The 15,702-nt window shown below is 69.5% G+C and carries 15 protein-coding genes; 10 read left to right on the forward strand and 5 right to left on the reverse strand.

The features are described 5' to 3' along the window. The 4 genes from ON27_RS02385 to kstR all read right to left on the reverse strand — a co-directional run. Nucleotides 1-213 (reverse strand): ATP-binding cassette domain-containing protein (locus ON27_RS02385; RefSeq protein ID WP_043718637.1); only part of this gene is annotated, 213 nt, incomplete at its 3' end. Between the two features lie 4 nt (nucleotides 214-217). After that, the gene (locus tag ON27_RS02390) at nucleotides 218-1,099 is read right to left on the reverse strand and encodes a metal ABC transporter solute-binding protein, Zn/Mn family (protein WP_051046146.1); all 882 of its coding nucleotides are present in this window, start codon (nucleotides 1,097-1,099) and stop codon (nucleotides 218-220) included. 158 nt (nucleotides 1,100-1,257) lie between these two features. Further along, complete coding sequence (gene otsB, locus ON27_RS02395) at nucleotides 1,258-3,831, reverse strand: trehalose-phosphatase (protein ID WP_043718639.1); 2,574 nt, start codon at nucleotides 3,829-3,831, stop codon at nucleotides 1,258-1,260. Nucleotides 3,832-4,088: 257 nt separating this feature from the next. After that, nucleotides 4,089-4,739 carry a cholesterol catabolism transcriptional regulator KstR gene (kstR, locus tag ON27_RS02400; RefSeq protein WP_043686038.1) on the reverse strand — a complete coding sequence of 217 codons (651 nt, stop codon included), beginning with the start codon at nucleotides 4,737-4,739 and terminating at the stop codon, nucleotides 4,089-4,091. Nucleotides 4,740-4,884: 145 nt separating this feature from the next. On the opposite strand from kstR, the gene ON27_RS02405 reads away from it, so the two are divergent. From ON27_RS02405 to ON27_RS02435, 7 genes are all read left to right on the forward strand, one after another. Beyond that, the gene (locus tag ON27_RS02405) at nucleotides 4,885-7,035 is read left to right on the forward strand and encodes an acyl-CoA dehydrogenase family protein (RefSeq protein ID WP_043718641.1); all 2,151 of its coding nucleotides are present in this window, start codon (nucleotides 4,885-4,887) and stop codon (nucleotides 7,033-7,035) included. A 22-nt stretch (nucleotides 7,036-7,057) separates the two neighbouring features. Then, nucleotides 7,058-8,122 (forward strand): acyl-CoA dehydrogenase family protein, encoded by a 1,065-nt coding sequence (locus tag ON27_RS02410; RefSeq protein WP_043718643.1) that lies wholly within the window; start codon nucleotides 7,058-7,060, stop codon nucleotides 8,120-8,122. Beyond that, entirely contained in the window at nucleotides 8,107-9,267 is a 1,161-nt protein-coding gene (locus tag ON27_RS02415; RefSeq protein WP_043718645.1) for an acyl-CoA dehydrogenase family protein, read from the forward strand. Before ON27_RS02410 ends, ON27_RS02415 begins: the two co-directional genes overlap by 16 nt. 18 nt (nucleotides 9,268-9,285) lie before the next feature. Beyond that, nucleotides 9,286-10,221: a bifunctional MaoC family dehydratase N-terminal/OB-fold nucleic acid binding domain-containing protein gene (locus tag ON27_RS02420; RefSeq protein ID WP_043718722.1), complete on the forward strand. Its 936-nt coding sequence runs from the start codon at nucleotides 9,286-9,288 to the stop codon at nucleotides 10,219-10,221. Between the two features lie 70 nt (nucleotides 10,222-10,291). Continuing rightward, nucleotides 10,292-10,711: a MaoC family dehydratase gene (locus tag ON27_RS02425; protein ID WP_245559758.1), complete on the forward strand. Its 420-nt coding sequence runs from the start codon at nucleotides 10,292-10,294 to the stop codon at nucleotides 10,709-10,711. Further along, a complete protein-coding gene (locus tag ON27_RS02430; protein WP_043718647.1) occupies nucleotides 10,704-11,882 on the forward strand; it encodes a lipid-transfer protein in 1,179 nt (392 codons plus the stop codon). The genes ON27_RS02425 and ON27_RS02430 overlap by 8 nt, the downstream gene beginning before the upstream one ends. An 84-nt stretch (nucleotides 11,883-11,966) precedes the next feature. Then, nucleotides 11,967-12,404 (forward strand): NUDIX hydrolase, encoded by a 438-nt coding sequence (locus tag ON27_RS02435; protein WP_043718649.1) that lies wholly within the window; start codon nucleotides 11,967-11,969, stop codon nucleotides 12,402-12,404. A gap of 5 nt (nucleotides 12,405-12,409) precedes the next feature. Here ON27_RS02435 and ON27_RS02440 read toward each other — a convergent pair whose 3' ends face one another. After that, a complete protein-coding gene (locus ON27_RS02440; protein ID WP_043718728.1) occupies nucleotides 12,410-12,988 on the reverse strand; it encodes a TetR/AcrR family transcriptional regulator in 579 nt (192 codons plus the stop codon). A gap of 62 nt (nucleotides 12,989-13,050) precedes the next feature. Between ON27_RS02440 and zapE the strand changes: the two genes are divergently transcribed. The 3 genes from zapE to ON27_RS02455 all read left to right on the forward strand — a co-directional run bounded on the left by zapE (nucleotide 13,051) and on the right by ON27_RS02455 (nucleotide 15,683). After that, nucleotides 13,051-14,064 (forward strand): cell division protein ZapE, encoded by a 1,014-nt coding sequence (gene zapE, locus ON27_RS02445; RefSeq protein ID WP_043718651.1) that lies wholly within the window; start codon nucleotides 13,051-13,053, stop codon nucleotides 14,062-14,064. A gap of 178 nt (nucleotides 14,065-14,242) precedes the next feature. Further along, entirely contained in the window at nucleotides 14,243-15,160 is a 918-nt protein-coding gene (locus ON27_RS02450; protein WP_043718654.1) for a DUF4129 domain-containing protein, read from the forward strand. A 34-nt stretch (nucleotides 15,161-15,194) separates the two neighbouring features. After that, complete coding sequence (locus tag ON27_RS02455; protein ID WP_043718656.1) at nucleotides 15,195-15,683, forward strand: hypothetical protein; 489 nt, start codon at nucleotides 15,195-15,197, stop codon at nucleotides 15,681-15,683. Nucleotides 15,684-15,702: the final 19 nt, after the last annotated feature.

Below are 15,702 nucleotides of genomic sequence, written 5' to 3' on the forward strand. Positions count from 1 at the left end.
CACCTTCAGCAGCGAGGTCTTACCCGACCCGTTCGGCCCGAGAACGGCGATGAATTCTCCTGGGGCGACGGTGAGATCCAACCCTCCCCAGAGGGTCCGGTCGCCGAACGACAATCGCGCCGCCTCCAGGCGTACCGCGGCCGAGTCGGCGCCGATGCCCGGTCGCCGCTCCACCCGGTCGGTGTGCTCGGTCAGCGCGGCTCCCTCGTTCATCTGCTCAACCCAGTGCGGCGGCCAGCGCCTGCGCGTTCTTGGTCTGCCACTGAATGTAGTCCTGGCCCTCGGGGAGGGTCTCGGTCACCTCGACGATGGCGATGCCCGCGTTCTGGGCGGTGCCCCGCAGGTCCTTGGTGATCTTGTCCTCGGTCTGCACGTTGTAGATCAGCGCGCGAACCCGCTTGCCGCTGAGCAGATCCTGGGTCGCCGCGACGGCCGCGGGCGCCGGATCGGTCTCCTGCTCGATGGCTTCCTGGAACTCGTGCGGAGTCAGGTCGTCGGCACCGGCGGCGGCCACGAGGTAGTGCGCGAGGGGTTCGGTTTGCAGCACCGGCGTTTTCGGGTGCTCGGCGGCGAGTTTGCCGGTGATGGCGGTGACCGCGCCGAGTTCGTTCTTGAACGTCGTCGCGCGCTCGGCATAGGCCGCGGCCTTGCCGGGGTCGATCTCGCCGAGCTGGGCGGCGATCCGGTCGGCGACCACGCCGACGGTGCGCACGTCGTACCAGACGTGCTCGTTCTCGTCGCTCTGGTCCACCCGCAGGGAGAACGCGTTCACCGTGCGCTTGTCCGTGCCCGCGACCGCCTTCTCGGCGAATTCGTCGTAACCGCCGCCGTTGTAGACCACCAGGTCGGCGTCGGTGAGCGCGGCCGACTCGACGGCGGAGGTCTCGTGCGAGTGCGGATCGGCGTTGGGATCGGTGATCAGCGACCGGATGGTGGCATCGGGGCCGGCGACTGCGGCGGCGATGTCACCCCAGACGTCGGTGGAGGTGACGATGGTCGGCTGGTCGGAGTCGGTGGAGTCGCCGCAGGCGACGAGTGTGGCTACGGAGGCCAATCCCACGGCGATGCCTACACATTTCACGGCGAATCTGGTCTTCACGTGGGTACTCCTGGCAGTCCGGCAGATCAAAATGGAAATCGTTCCCGTTTAACTCTAGCAAATCCGATCGGACGGTAGTGCTCGATGCCCACGTAAGACGGGAAAACCAAGGGCCCGTGCGCGATTCGTCGTGCGCGGGCCCCTGGTGAACTCGGACGTCAGACCAGCGCGGCCTCCACCGGCTGCCCGAGCAGTTGCGCGCAGCGCAGCAGACCGAGATGGCTGTACGCCTGGGGATGATTACCGAGCGAGCGTTCGGCTACCGGGTCGTATTCCTCGCTGAGCAGCCCGGTGGGACCGGCGACGTCGACCAGCTGGGCGAACAGCGCCTCGGCGTCCGAGCGCTTCCCGATCAGCAGGTACGCCTCTACCAGCCAGGCCGCGCACAGGTGGAATCCGCCCTCGCCGCCGGGCAGGCCGTCGTCGTGGTGGTAGCGGTAGACGGTCGAACCGCTGCGCAGCTCGGCCTCGGTCGCCACGACGGTCGCCGCGAAGCGCGGGTCGGACGGGTCGATCAGGCCGCTCAACCCGATGTGCAGCGTCGCCGCGTCCAGGTCGGTGCCGTCGTAGGCCGCGGTGTAGGACTGCACATCGTCGTTCCAGCCCTTGGCCTTGACCTCGTCGGCGATGGTGTCGCGCAACACCGGCCAGGCCGGGTCGGCCTCGCGGTCGAACTTCTGCGCCAGGGTGAGCGCCCGGTCGACGGTCAGCCAGCCCATCACCTTCGAGTACACGTGGTGGCGGGGGTTGCCGCGGATCTCCCAGATGCCGTGGTCGGGCTCCTGCCAGCGCCGCTGCACGGCCGAGACCATGGCGCACACCAGCTCCCAGTCGGCGTCCGGCAGCACGTCTGCCGGATCGGTGACGCCGCGTAGTTCCCTCGCGTGCGCCAGGGCGGCGATGAGGTCGACGATCGGACCGAAGACGTCCAGCTGGACCTGCATGTTGGCCGCGTTGCCGACGCGCACCGGGCGGGAGCCCGCGTAACCGGGCAGCTGGTCGATCGAGGCCTCCGGCGGCAGCGTCTCGCCGTAGAGCGTGTACAGCGGGTGCAGGCGCTCGGGGCCGGGCAGCGTCTCCAGCACTCGGTGCACCCAGCCGAGGTAGTCCTCGGCCTCGGTGAGCGAGCCGAGCGAGACCAATGCCTGCGCGGTCAGCGCCGCGTCGCGCAGCCAGCAGTAGCGGTAGTCCCAGTTGCGCACGCCGCCGATGTCCTCGGGCAGCGACGTGGTGGCGGCCGCGAGGATCGAACCGCTCGGCGCGTGCACCAAGCCGCGCAGGGTCAGCGCGGAACGCTTCATCAGGTCGGGCTTCAGCGGCGGCAGCGTGAGCTTCGAGGCCCACTCCGACCAGTACCGCTCCGCTTCCCGTCGCCGCTGCGTCTCGCTGCTGGCGGCGGAATCCAGATCGGTGGTGCCGCAGCGCAGTTCGAGCACGACCTCGCCCTTGGACGGGTCCACCACCGCCCGCGCCGACTCGTGCGTCCCGTCGAAGACGATCTCCCAGCGCACGCCGGGGGAGCGCAGCACGATCGGGTCGTTGGTGCCGTGCACCCGCAGCCCGCCCTCCTGCGCTTCGAGGTTCACCGGCACCTGGCCGAACTCGGGCCGGGGCGCGAAGGTGACCACGGCTTTCGCGTCGCCGGTGATCACCCGGGTCAGGTCGGTCCGGGTGGGCGCGACGTCGTGCGGCAGGTAGTCGGTGACCTGCAAGCTGGCCCAACGGGTTTCGACGGTCATCGTGCCGTCGACATAGCGCTGCGACAGCGGCAGTCCGGGCCGCTCGGGCTCGATGGTGAAGTGACCGCCCTGCGGGCCGCCGAGCAGGTGCGCGAACACCGCGGCGGAATCCGGTTCCGGGTGGCAGAACCAGGTCACTGTGGCGTCCGGGGTGAGCAGCGCGACCGAGCGCGGGCTGGCCAGCATGGTCAGCCGCTCGATGCGCGGCGCGCTCGCCCCCGCCAGCCAGGTCCGGCGCTCCTCCAGCAGGAAGGCCAGCGCCCAGGCCACGGCCTCGGTGCTGTCCACCCGGAACTTGGCCAGGCTATCGCCGTCGCCGACCTTGATGCCGACGTCCGGACCCGCGAGCACCCGGAAAGCCTTCTCGTCGGTGACGTCGTCACCGAAGAACACCGCGGCCGAGGCCCCCGCCTGATGCCGGACGGTGTCCAGTGCCGTGCCCTTGTCGGTCTGCACCACGGCCAGTTCGATGACGGCCTTGCCCTCGGTGACCTGCACGCCGAACCAGCACGCCGGGCCGAGCCGGACCTGCGACAGCGCGCGATGGCCGATCTCCGGGCTGGCGTTGCGCACGTGCAGCGCGACACTGGCCGGCTTGATCTCGACGGTGACGCCGGGATTGTCCGAGGCGATCTGGTTCAGCGCCGTCTGCACCTCTTGGAGCAGGTGCTTGGCGTCGTTGTCGATCGCGTGCACGAAGCCGACGTCGAATTCCGAGCCGTGGCTGCCGATCAGTTGCACCTCGACGGGCAGGCGCGACAGCGCCGCGAGATCTCGCAGCGCGCGGCCGGAGATCACGGCGGCGGTGGTCCCGGTCAGGCCGGCGAGGGCTCGTAACGCGCTCACCGATTCCCGATGGGGGAAGGCTTTGGCCGGGTCGGACACGATGGGCGCGAGTGTCCCGTCGTAGTCCGATGCGACCAGCAGCCGTGGCACGCGCGCGACCGTCGACAGTGCACGGCGAAGTTCCAGTGGCAGATCCTGTGCGCTCACGCATCCAACCTAGTGATCGGAGGAGTTTTTTCAGGGGGCGGGCAAAACAATACTGTGTTGAATTTGCCGCACAGAAACGCGCCGGTCCGCGTGCGCACGATAACGCAGCTGCTGAACCGGTGTCCGGTAGATCTGCCCAGCTAACGGCAACGGGATCCGAGCGGGTGAGCTTCGTCGCAGCACAGGGGGCCTTTCGGGCCCGATGGGTGACCGGGCGCCGAATTAGCTCGATGTGCGCTGAGAGATCCCGCTAGAGCCTACTGGTTGCGTTCGCCGAGCAGGAGGTCGACGGTCAGTTCGAGGCGTTCGGTGACGTCGGTGGCCGATGCGCGCCGAGTCAGCCAGGCGACCAGATTGGACAGCCACACGTCGCTGATCACCCGCGCGATGGCGAGCTGACGTTCGGTGGGCTCGCCGTCGTTCATGGCCCGTGCGAAGACGCGGTCCATCACCTTGCCCACGCGATCGACCTCGGCGGCGGCGGAGGCGTCGGCGAACATGAACGCCCGGGTCATCGCCTCGGTGAGCAGCGGGTCGCGCTGCATCATCCGGGTGATCTGGGTGAGCAGCAGGTGCATGCGCTCCTGCGGAGACTGCCCGGCAAGCGGCTTGCGTTTGCCCTCGATCTGCTCGAACTCGCGCGACAGGGCCGAGACCAGCAGGTGCACCTTCGACGGGAAGTAGCGGTAGAGCGTGCCGACCGCCACGTCGGCGCGCTCGGCGACCGCGCGCATCTGGACCGCGTCGTAACCGCCCTTCGACGCGAGTGCCAGGGTAGCGTCCAGGATCCGCTTGCGCCGTTCGCGCTGCGCCGCCGAACTCAGCTCGTCCTCACTGAGCGTGGTGACCGTGGCGGCGGGCCGGGCCGCGCTCGGGTCGGCTGGCTGCGATCGGGACGGACTGGCCATTGATGAAAGTCCTTTCCGGAAACGTCGTTTCGTCGGCTGCGTGCGCGGTCTCGCCGCGGCGGCGATGGTGTCTTGACTTCCGCCCGGCTAGGATATTAGAACATGTTCTAGGTGTGGGAGTCACGCCGGAAAGGCGGTATGGAGTGTGACCATCGCCACCACTGACGAGCATAAAGCCGTTCAGGAGTCGATGCGCGGATGGGCCTCGTCGGTCCGTCCGATTGCAACAATGCGAACCGGCGCGGCCGACTTCTGGCGCGCCTACTGGCCCGCACTCGCGGAGATCGGGATCTTCCGGGTCGCGGTGGCCGAGGACGCGGGCGGTGCGGGCGGATCGGTCGCCGATCTCGCCGTACTGGTGGAGCAGGCGGCGCACGACCTGGTCGGCGGCCCCGTGCTGGCAACGGCTTTGGCCAACTTGATCACCGCGGGAAAGCTGGACGAGGACCTGCCCTGCGGTGTCGCGCTCGACTTCGTCGTCGGCGCGACGGTGAGCGTACCCGCCGCAAGCGACGGCGTGTTGCTCACGGGTACCTGGGATTCCGTGCTCGGCGCCGCACCGGGCACCGCCGTGCTGCTGCCCGTGGACCACCCGCGCGGGCAGCGCTGGTGCCTGGTCCCGCCCGGCGCCGCCGGCCTGCGGGTGGAGGCGCTCGCGCCGCTGGACCCGAGCACGCCGCTGGCCCGGGTGCACTGCGCCGATCTGCGCGTGCCGCCCGATCAGGTGTTCGTCGCGCCGCACGCCGCCGAGGATCTCCTGGTCGCGCTGGTCGCCGCCGAGCTGGCGGGCGTGGCGGGCTGGTGCCTGGAGACCGCGGTCGAATACGCGAAGGTGCGCGAGCAGTTCGGCCGCAAGATCGGTTCCTTCCAAGCGGTCAAGCACATCTGCGCCTGGATGCTGTGCCGCACCGAGCTGATCCGTGCCGTCGCGGCCGACACCGCGGCCGCCGTGGACGACGGCGGCGCGGAACTGCCGATCGCCGCCGCCATCGCGGCCGCCAGCGCCCTGGACGCCGCGGTGGATACCGCCAAGGACTGCATCCAGGTGCTCGGCGGCATCGGCTTCACCTGGGAGCACGACGCGCACCTGTACCTGCGCCGGGCGACGGCGCTGCGGCAGCTGCTCGGCGGTTCGGCGCGCTGGCGGGCCCGGGTAGCCGAGTCGACCAGACGGGGCCTGCGGCGCACCACCGGCGCGGACCGGGTCTTCGCGGCCGAGGGCGTGGAAGCGGACGGCGGCAGCGCGGACGAACTGGCCGCAGAAGTCGCCCGGATCGCGGCCCTGCCCGCCGACGCCCGGCGCGCCGCGCTGGTCGAGGCGGGATTGGTCATGCCGCATTGGCCGCGGCCCTACGGGCGCGCCGCGGACCCGATGACCGGCCTGGTGATCTCCGAGGAGCTGCGGCGCGCCGGGCTCGCCGCGCCGGACCTGGCCATCGGCGGCTGGGCGGTCCCCACGCTGCTGCAACACGGCACACCGGAGCAGATCGAGCGGTTCGCCTGGCCGACCCTGCGCGGCGAGGTGGTCTGGTGCCAGCTGTTCAGCGAACCCGAAGCGGGCTCCGATCTGGCCGCGTTGCGCACGACCGCGAAAAAGGCCGATGGCGGCTGGGTGCTGCGCGGACAGAAAGTCTGGACTTCACTGGGCGACAAGGCGAATTGGGCGATCTGTCTGGCTCGCACCGATCCGGACGCGCCCAAGCATCGCGGCATCACGTACTTCTTGGTGGACATGCACGCCGCCGGTCTCGAAATTCGCCCGCTGGTGCAGATAACCGGCGAGGCGCGTTTCAGCGAAGTGTTCCTCGACGACGTGTTCGTGCCCGACGATTGCGTGGTCGGCGCACTGAACAACGGATGGAAGATCGCCCGCTCCACGCTGGCCACCGAACGGGTCGCGATGGGCGGCAATGGTATCGGTCCGGTACTCGAAGAACTCATAGCGAAATCACCCGCCACCGGGCCCGGCGCCGAACTGGTGAACGACCGGCTCGGCGGATTCGTGGCCGAGGCCGTCGCCGGGCTTTTGCTCGAGCAACGCGCGGCAGTGAAGTTGCTTAAGGGGGGAGACCCGGGTGCGCAGAGTAGTGTTCGCAAATTGGTCGGGGTGCGCCACCGCCAAGCGGTCGCGGAATTCGCTGTCGAGACGGCAGGGCCTTCCGGCGCGCAGGATTCCGAAGCAGTGAAGGAATTCCTGCTCACACGCTGTCTATCGATCGCTGGTGGAACTGAGCAGATCTTGCTCACCGTGGCTGGTGAGCGGATTCTCGGGCTGCCTCGCGACGCGAACAGCTAGTCGCCGACAACCGGGAGAAAACGTGGATTTCACCAGGGACGAGGGCCAGGACGCGGTAGCCGAGGTCGTCGTGAGCTTGCTGGAGCGAGAACCCGCTCGTGATATGGAGCTGTGGCCGAGACTGGTCGACTCCGGACTGCTCGTCGTCGCGGTGCCCGAGCGGCACGGCGGTGACGGCATGGGCCTGCTCGAGGTGGCGGCCCTACTGACCGAGCTGGCGACGGACGCCGTGGCGGTACCCGTCCTGCCGACGCTGGGCTTCGGCGTGCTGCCGCTGGTGGCGAGCGCGCCGGAGACCGTCGGGGCGCGGGTGCTGCCCGACATCGCCAAGGGAACGGTGGTCACCGCGGCGCTGAGCGAAGCGGCGGCGCCGTGGACCGTCAAACCGGAGACCATCGCGGTCACCAGCGGAAACACCGTGCGCATCAGCGGGCGCAAGGTCGCCGTACCCTACGCCGAGCAGGCGAGTTGGCTGCTCGTGCCGACCAGTTCCGGGATCGCCCTGGTCGACGCGCAGGCCGAAGGGCTGACGCTGACGCCCACGCCGGTCTCCGGCGGCATCCCCGAATGCACCGTGCAGTTGGACGACGTGGAGATCCCCGCCGAACAGCTGTGGCCGACCGGCTTGGCGGATCTGCACCGTCTGGCGCTCGCGTCCATCGGCGCGGTGGCCGACGGGTTGCTCAAGGGGGCGATCACGCTCACCGCGGAGCACTTGCGCACCCGGCGTCAGTTCGGCAGGCCGCTGGCAGAGTTCCAGGCCGTCGCCCAGCAGATCGCGGACCTGTACGTCGTCTCGCGGACCCTGCACGTGGCCGCGGTCTCGGCGAACTGGGCGCTTGCACAGGACGACACGAGTCAGGAGCACCGCGAGCGCACCGACGACGACCTGGAGGTCCTGGCCTACACCGTCGCCGAACAACTGCCCGCGGCCATGCAGAAGTGTCATCACCTGCACGGCGGCCTCGGCGTGGACGTGACCCACCCGATGCACCGCTACTACTCACAAGCCAAGGACATCGCTCGCTGGCTCGGCGGCGCGTCGTTCCGACTCGATCGATTGGGGGCCAGATGTTCATCGACCTGACCACCGAGCAACGGCGGCTGCGCGACGAACTGCGGGCCTACTTCGCCGACCTCGTGACTCCCGAGGAGGAGGCCGAGATGGCGGTGAACCGGCACGGCGACGCCTACCGCGCCGTGGTGCGCAGGATGGGACGCGACGGCTGGCTCGGCGTCGGGTGGCCCAAGGAATACGGCGGTCAGGGCTTCGGGCCGGTCGAGCAGCAGATCTTCTTCAACGAGGCGGTCCGGGCCGACGTCCCGCTTCCGCTGGTGACATTGCTGACCGTCGGCCCCACCCTGCAGCAGTTCGGCACCGCGGAGCAGAAGCAGCGGTTCCTGCCCGGAATCCTCGCCGGGGACATCCACTTCGCGATCGGCTACTCCGAGCCGGAGGCGGGCACCGACCTCGCCGCGCTGCGCACCTCGGCGGTGCGCGACGAGTCCGGGGATTGGATCGTGAACGGGCAGAAGATCTTCACCACGGGCGCGCACGAAGCCGACTACGTCTGGCTGGCCTGCCGCACCGGCTCGACCGAATCGCGTCACCGCGGGATCACCATCCTGATCGTGGACACCGCCGACCCCGGCTACTCGTGGACGCCGATCATCACCTGCGATGGGGCTCACCACACCAACGCGACCTATTTCGACAATGTGCGCGTCCCGGCGAGCATGCTGGTCGGCGAGGAGAATCGGGGCTGGAAGCTGATCACCACACAGCTCAACCACGAGCGGGTGAGCCTGGGCCCCTCCGGCAAGATCGAGCAGCTCTACGACCGCGTGCGGGACTGGGCGCAACCGCGCGGCGTGCTCGCCGAACCCGACGTGCGGCGCGCGCTGGGGCGCATCCACGCCATGGTCCGGCTGAACGAATTGCTGAACTGGCAGGTGGCCGGGACGGCGGACGGCGACCAGTCCCAGGTGATCGCCGACGCGTCGGCCACCAAGGTCTACTCCACCGAATCGTTGCAGGAGGCGGGCAGGCTCGCCGAGGAGATCGTCGGCCGCTACGGCGACCCGGCCGACCCGGCCACCGGCGAACTGCTGACCTGGCTGGACCGCAGGACCAAGCAGAACCTGGTGGTCACCTTCGGCGGTGGCGTCAACGAGGTGATGCGCGAACTGGTCGCCTCGGCCGGTCTGCGGTTGCCGCGAGTACCCCGATAACGAGTGAAGGAGCCGCGCGTGCCGAACACCACTACTCCGGAAGCGATCATCGCCGCCGCCGAAGCGATTCGGGCGGCGGGCGAGAGCGCGCCCCGTTTCGGGCGTGACCCGGTGAACCAGCCGATGATCAACAACTGGGTCGAGGCGCTCGGCGACGCCAACCCGATCTACGTGGACGAGCAGGCGGCGCGCGCCGCCGGACATCCCGGTGTCGTCGCGCCGCCCGCGATGGCCCAGGTGTGGACCATGTTCGGGCTGAACGGCTCGCGGCCCGCCGACGATCCGATGGGGGCGGCCACCGAGCTGCTCGACGCCGCGGGTTACACCTCCGTCGTCGCCACGGACTGTCAGCAGACCTACCACCGCTACCTCAATGTCGGCGAGCAGATCTCGGTCACCAGCACGCTCTCGGACATCCGCGGCCCGAAACGCACCGCGCTGGGCGAGGGATGGTTCGTCACCTTCCAGACCACCTGGCGGGTCGGCGACGAGGTGGTCGCCGAGATGCTGTTCCGGCTGCTGAAGTTCGCGCCCGCCGCCGCGGCGCCGGAACCGGCCGCGGGCGAGCGGGTGAAGCCGCTGGTCTCCTGGGACACCGAATTCTTCTGGGAGGGGACCAAAGCGGGCGAGTTGCGCATCCAGCGGCTGCCGGACGGATCGCTGCGGCATCCGCCCATCCCGGCCATCTGGCAGGACAAGGCGAAACCGACCGACTACGTCGTGGCCTCCGGGCGCGGCACCGTGTTCAGCTACGTCGTGCACCACGCGCCGAAGGTGCCCGGGCGGCAACTGCCGTTCGTGGTGGCGCTGGTCGAATTGGAGGAGGGCGTGCGCATGCTCGGCGAATTGCGCGGCATCGACCCGGCCGAGGTGCGGGTCGGCCTGCCGGTCGAGGTGGGCTTCGAGAAGCTCGACGACGAGGCGACCTTGCCGGTGTGGCAGGTGGTCGCGTGAGCGGTCGGGCCTGGAGTAGGCAGCGGAGTGTGACCACGCAGGGCGCCGCCCATATGAGAGAGGAGGCGGTGTGAGCACCGCCGTGGAACCGGTGGACGTGCGGGTCGGCACGGCGCTGCCGGAATTGGTGATCGAGGTCGATCCCACGTTCGTGATCAGCACCGCGCTGGCCACCCGGGATTTCCAGGACGTGCATCACGACCGGGACAAGGCCGTCGCCCGCGGGTCCAAGGACATCTTCGTCAACATCCTCACCGACACCGGCCTGGTGCAGCGCTTCGTCACCGACTGGGCGGGCCCGCGCGCCGTGGTCAAGTCGGTCGCGTTGCGCTTGGGCGTGCCGCTGTACGCCGGGGACACGCTGACGCTGACCGGCACGGTGACCGCGCTGGAGGGCGACGACATACACATCGACGTGGTCGGCAGAGACAGTCTCGGCGACCACATCACGGCCACGGCCGTCATCGCGTTGCGGAGGTCCGATGACTGAGCAGGCAATCTCCGGCCGCGCGGCCGTCGTCGGCATCGGCGCCACCGATTTCTCCAAGGACTCCGGTCGCAGTGAACTGCGGCTGGCCGCGGAGGCGGTCACCGCCGCGCTGGCCGACGCGGGCCTGACGCCCGCCGACGTGGACGGCCTGACCACCTTCACCATGGACACCAACACGCAGGCCGCCGTGGCCAGGGCGGTCGGCATTCCGCAGCTGAAGTTCTTCAGCCACATCGGCTACGGCGGCGGCGCGGCCTGCGCCACCATCCAGCAGGCCGCCATGGCGGTGGCCACCGGCATCGCCGACGTCGTGGTGGCCTACCGCGCGTTCAACGAGCGGTCGGTGTCGCGGTTCGGGCAGTTCTCCACGGCGCTGGCCACCGCGCCCACCTCCTCGGGCATCGACGCGGGCTGGTCCTATCCGCAGGGGCTGGGCACCCCGGCCGCGCAGGTGGCGATGGTCGCCCGGCGCTACATGCACGTCTACGGCGCCACCAGCGAGGACTTCGGCCGGGTGGCGGTCGCCGATCGCAAACACGCGGCGGTGAATCCGGCGGCTTTCTTCTACGGCAAGCCGATCACCCTGGCGGACCATCAGAATTCCCGCTGGATCGCCGAGCCGCTGCACCTGCTGGACTGCTGCCAGGAGTCCGACGGCGGCGTCGCCATCGTGGTCACCAGCGTCGAGCGCGCCCGGGACCTGCCGCAGCGGCCCGCGGTCATCGCCGCGGCCGCCCAGGGCTCCGGCGCCGACCAGTACGTGATGACCAGCTACTACCGCGACGCCATGACCGGCCTGCCGGAGATGGGCTTGGTCGGTGACCAGCTGTGGGCACAGAGCGACCTGCGTCCGGACGACATGCAGGCGGCCATCCTCTATGACCACTTCACCCCGTTCGTGCTCATGCAGCTGGAGGAACTCGGCTTCTGTGGCCGGGGCGAGGCGAAGGATTTCATCGCCGACGGGGCGATCGAAGTCGGGGGCCGCCTGCCGCTGAACACCCATGGCGGGCAGCTCGGCGAGGCGTACATCCACGGCATGAACGGCATCGCGGAAGCCGTGCGCCAGATTCGCGGCACCTCGGTCAATCCGGTGCCCGATCTGACCAACATCTTGGTCACCGCGGGCACGGGCGTCCCCACCTCCGGCCTCGTCCTCACCGCCGGCTGAGCCGCTTTCCACGCGGTGCTTCACGCGGGGCGCGCGGACCGGTCGGCCGCTTCGGGTGAACGGGTCGGCGCGTAGGTTGGGGCGGTGGTGGACCGGCATGTGGTGGACGTGCACGTTTTGTTGCTGCGCGGCGCGGAGCTGTTGCTGAGCAGGCGGCGCAGCGCGGACGAGTTCGACGGGCTGTGGCACCTGCCGGCCGGGAAGCTGGAGGCGGGGGAGTCGGCGCTCGCCGCGGCGGTCCGCGAGGCCGGCGAGGAGATCGGGGTGGCGATCGACCAGGCCGATCTGCTGCATGTCCACACCGCCCACGTGGTGGGTTCCGGGCGGGAGGCCCGGGTCGGTTTGTTCTTCGAGACGCGCCGCTGGTCGGGCGAGCCGGTCAACCGCGAACCCGACAAGTCCTACGAGCTGCGCTGGTTTCCGATCGGGGATCTGCCGGAAACGCTGATCCCGTATGCGGCGGCGGGTATCCGCGGTCATCTCACCGGCGTGACCTATAGCCAGCGGGGTTGGCCGAGCTGAGCCGGTCACACGCTCAGATAGGGCACGAGTAGCCGGGCGAGTTGCCGCACGCTTTCCGGCGTGTCCGGGCGCAGTGCGGCGCGGTTGCCCGCGAAGCGGTCGAAGACGGCTCCTTCGACGACCGCGACGAAGTCGGCCGCCCGGGTGTCCGGATCGGGTGCCCGCATGGCACGGAAGAGGTCTCGGGCGCGCTCGGTGGAAAACAGGCTGCGCGCCAGCCGGGAACGCAGGTCGTGATCGTCCAAGAGATCCAGCAGCAAGGCGTGGCGGGCGATCAGGTGCGCGCGGCGCTCGGCCAGCAGCCGGTCGAGCCAGGCGGCGATGGACCGCGCGATCGCCTCGGTCTCCGCGCCGTCGGTCGGTCCGAACTCGGCGACGGCGAAATCGTCGCGTGAGCGGGCGGTGATCCGGTCAACGACGGCCTCGATCAGCGCGCGTTTGGTGCGGAAGTAGTAGGAGGCCGATCCGGCGGGCAGTCCCAGCTCGGTATCCAGCGCCCGGTGCGTGAGCGCCCGCAGTCCGCGCGCCGCGATCAGTTCGATGGCCGTGTCGACGAGGAGCGCGCGCCGGTCGCCTGTGGACATGATCACCCTTCCTGGCCGCAGCGCGGCCCGTCCTCTACAAATGTAGAGGACGAGGAGGTGTCATGGAACCCGATGTCGTGCGGTGGGATTCCGCTCAGCTGCGGGCGGCGGCGCGCTTGCGGGAGTTGGTCGACCGGCGCGGGCGGCCGGTGCGGCGTCATCGGGGCGTCTACCTCTACGGCAGGCCGGGGCGCGGCAAGACCATGCTGCTGAACCGGTTCTTCGCGGCGGTGGCCACGGAACGCAAACGGCGGTATCACTTCCACCAGTTCTTCACCGGCCTGCACGCCGCCGCGCACGAATCCGGCTCGATCGATGCCGCCGTGGACGCGCTGCTCGGTGACGCCCGGCTGGTGTGCTTCGACGAGTTCCACGTGCACGACATCGGCGACGCGATGCTGATCGCGCGCCTGCTCGACGCGCTGTTCGCCCGCCGCGTCCTGCTCGTGGTGACCTCGAACTACCCGCCGGCCGAGTTACTGCCCAATCCGCTGTTCCACGAACGCTTCGTGCCGACGATCGAGCGCATCCTCGCGCACCTGGACGTGGTGGCGGTCGACGGCGTTGTCGACTATCGAACCCTCGGTTCCCGCGGCGTCCGAACGGGATTCGCGGCAGGGCGATACGTCGTCGCGCCGCAGCGGCACGCCCCTTCGATTTCGGTGGTCGGCACGCGCAATACCGATGCGGCACAGAGCGAGAACGAATCAGCTGTCGAGATATCCGTCGGCGCTCGAAGTTTGCGCGCCATTGCGACGGACGGCGGCAGGCTCGTCATCGACTTCTTCGCATTGTGCGGTGTCCCAACCTCCGCCGCGGATTATGTTGTGCTGGCCCAATATTTTCACCGTTGGGAAATCCGAGATGTGCCGCCGCTGTACAGAGTTCCGCCCGACTGGGCCATGCGTTTGGTGAACCTCGTGGATGTCCTCTATGACGCCGATCGGGAACTCACCGTCGTCGCGTCTACCTCGCTCGGCGAGCTGATACAGGGCGTTGACGAGGTGCCGGATATCTCACGTTTAGCCAGTCGGCTTTGTGAATTGTCCCAATCCTCGCCCGAAATCGCCCGGTAGCCGCCGTCGGGACAGCCGCCAGGTGACGGCCGGGCACAGTCGCGGTTTAAGAGGAGGGACTCCGAAGTATTCCATTCCATCCCGAGCGGACCACCCGGCATGTAACTATGTGGCTGTTTTGTGCAGTACTCAGATTTGGTGGTATGCAGTGGCCTGGGCGCGAGCGCCGATATCGCGCGTGATCGTGCTGATCACGCTGCTGGCTTTTGCCGCCATCACCCTGCATGGATACATCCCAGGAATCACCGAATCCGAGCCGCGCAGGCACGCCCCGTCCGCCTTGTCGGTCGCACTCATGCCGGTGCTGCTCTCGGTGTCGATCGTGATCCTGCTGGCGGGCGTGATCGCGAGCCAGCACCGGTTGCCGCTGGCCATGCCCGAACCGGAACGCGAGGACGAGCGCGAGCAATGGAGTCTCGGGCGGGCCGGTCTGGCGGTGCTCGGCGCGCTGGCTCTGCTGGCGTTGCTGATCGCGGCGGCGTCGGCGATCTACTTCGTCGGCGGGCGCGGGCCGAGCGAACCGGCGCGCCCTGCGGCGCCCGCCACCACCACGGGCGCCGTGCCGGAGCCGGGAACCCAACCGCCCGCCGAATACGATCCCGAGTCGGCGAAGCTGACCGGGACGGCGCTGGTGCTGGCCGGGATCGCGGCCGCGGGCCTGGTGACGGTGGCGCTGAGCGGATTGGTCGTGGTCGCGGTGTCCGCCCGGCGCAAGCCCGTGCCCACGCAGGCGCCCGCGGTGGCGGCGGCGCCCACGGTGGCGGATTCGCTGGCACGCGCGGCCGAGATGGGCCTGGCCGCGATGAGCGCGCCCGGTCAGGACCCGCGCACCGCGATCATCGCCTGCTACGTCGCGATGGAGCGTGGCTTGGCCTCCGACCGCGCCGCCGCCCCCCTGATCTCGGACACCCCGATGGAGGTGCTGGCCCGCGCGTTCGAACGCGGTGCGCTGCACGACGCGTCCGCCCGCGAGCTGGTCGCCCTGTTCGAGGAGGCCAGGTTCAGTCCGCACGCCATGCTCGAATGGCAGCGCATGCGGGCCGAGCAACTGCTGCGCATCGTGCTCGCCGACCTGCAAGGGGAGGTGCCCGCATGACCGGTGGGGCGAGAGAGGACACGGCGTGAACCGGATGGGGGTGGTGATCACCTGCGTGCTCGTCGTCGGGGTGATCGAGCTGGCGGCCGTCGAGCGCGCCCGCGGGCTAGTGCTGGTCGTCGCCGGGATTCCGGTGGCGGTGGCGCTGGGCTGGCTGATCTGGTCGCTGCTGGAGCGCGCCGAGGCCGGGGACGGCGACGAGATCGACGATATGGACAACGGCCCTGCGGAGATGTTGCGACGCTGGCACGCCAGGGCGCAGATGCTCGCCGACCGCGCGGACGGCACCCGCGCCGACTGGGACCGGCACCTGCGTCCGCTGCTCGCCAAGGAGTTCGAGCTGTCCAGCGGCCAGCGGGTGGCGAAGAACCGCAGAGCGGTCGAGACGGCGGGTATCCACCAGTTCGGGCCGGAACTGTGGCGGTGGGTGGATCCGGCCAATTCGGCCCTTCGAGATCAGACCAGCAGGGCACCGGGACGTGCGGCGCTGGACGAGATCCTGAGCCGCCTGCAGAGAATGTGAAATGGGTTGAGGCAAGTGC

Origin of the sequence: Nocardia asiatica NBRC 100129, from assembly GCF_000308415.1 — a bacterium.
In the GTDB taxonomy this organism is placed as follows: Bacteria; Actinomycetota; Actinomycetes; order Mycobacteriales; family Mycobacteriaceae; genus Nocardia; species Nocardia asiatica.

Coding starts and splice junctions, on each gene's coding strand:
- kstR (WP_043686038.1), bottom strand. CDS start 4,739: ATGGCCAGTCCGTCCCGATCGCAGCCAGCCGACCCGAGCGCGGCCCGG.
- zapE (WP_043718651.1), top strand. CDS start 13,051: ATGGAACCCGATGTCGTGCGGTGGGATTCCGCTCAGCTGCGGGCGGCG.
- ON27_RS02440 (WP_043718728.1), bottom strand. CDS start 12,988: ATGTCCACAGGCGACCGGCGCGCGCTCCTCGTCGACACGGCCATCGAA.
- ON27_RS02430 (WP_043718647.1), top strand. CDS start 10,704: ATGACTGAGCAGGCAATCTCCGGCCGCGCGGCCGTCGTCGGCATCGGC.
- ON27_RS02415 (WP_043718645.1), top strand. CDS start 8,107: ATGTTCATCGACCTGACCACCGAGCAACGGCGGCTGCGCGACGAACTG.
- ON27_RS02455 (WP_043718656.1), top strand. CDS start 15,195: ATGGGGGTGGTGATCACCTGCGTGCTCGTCGTCGGGGTGATCGAGCTG.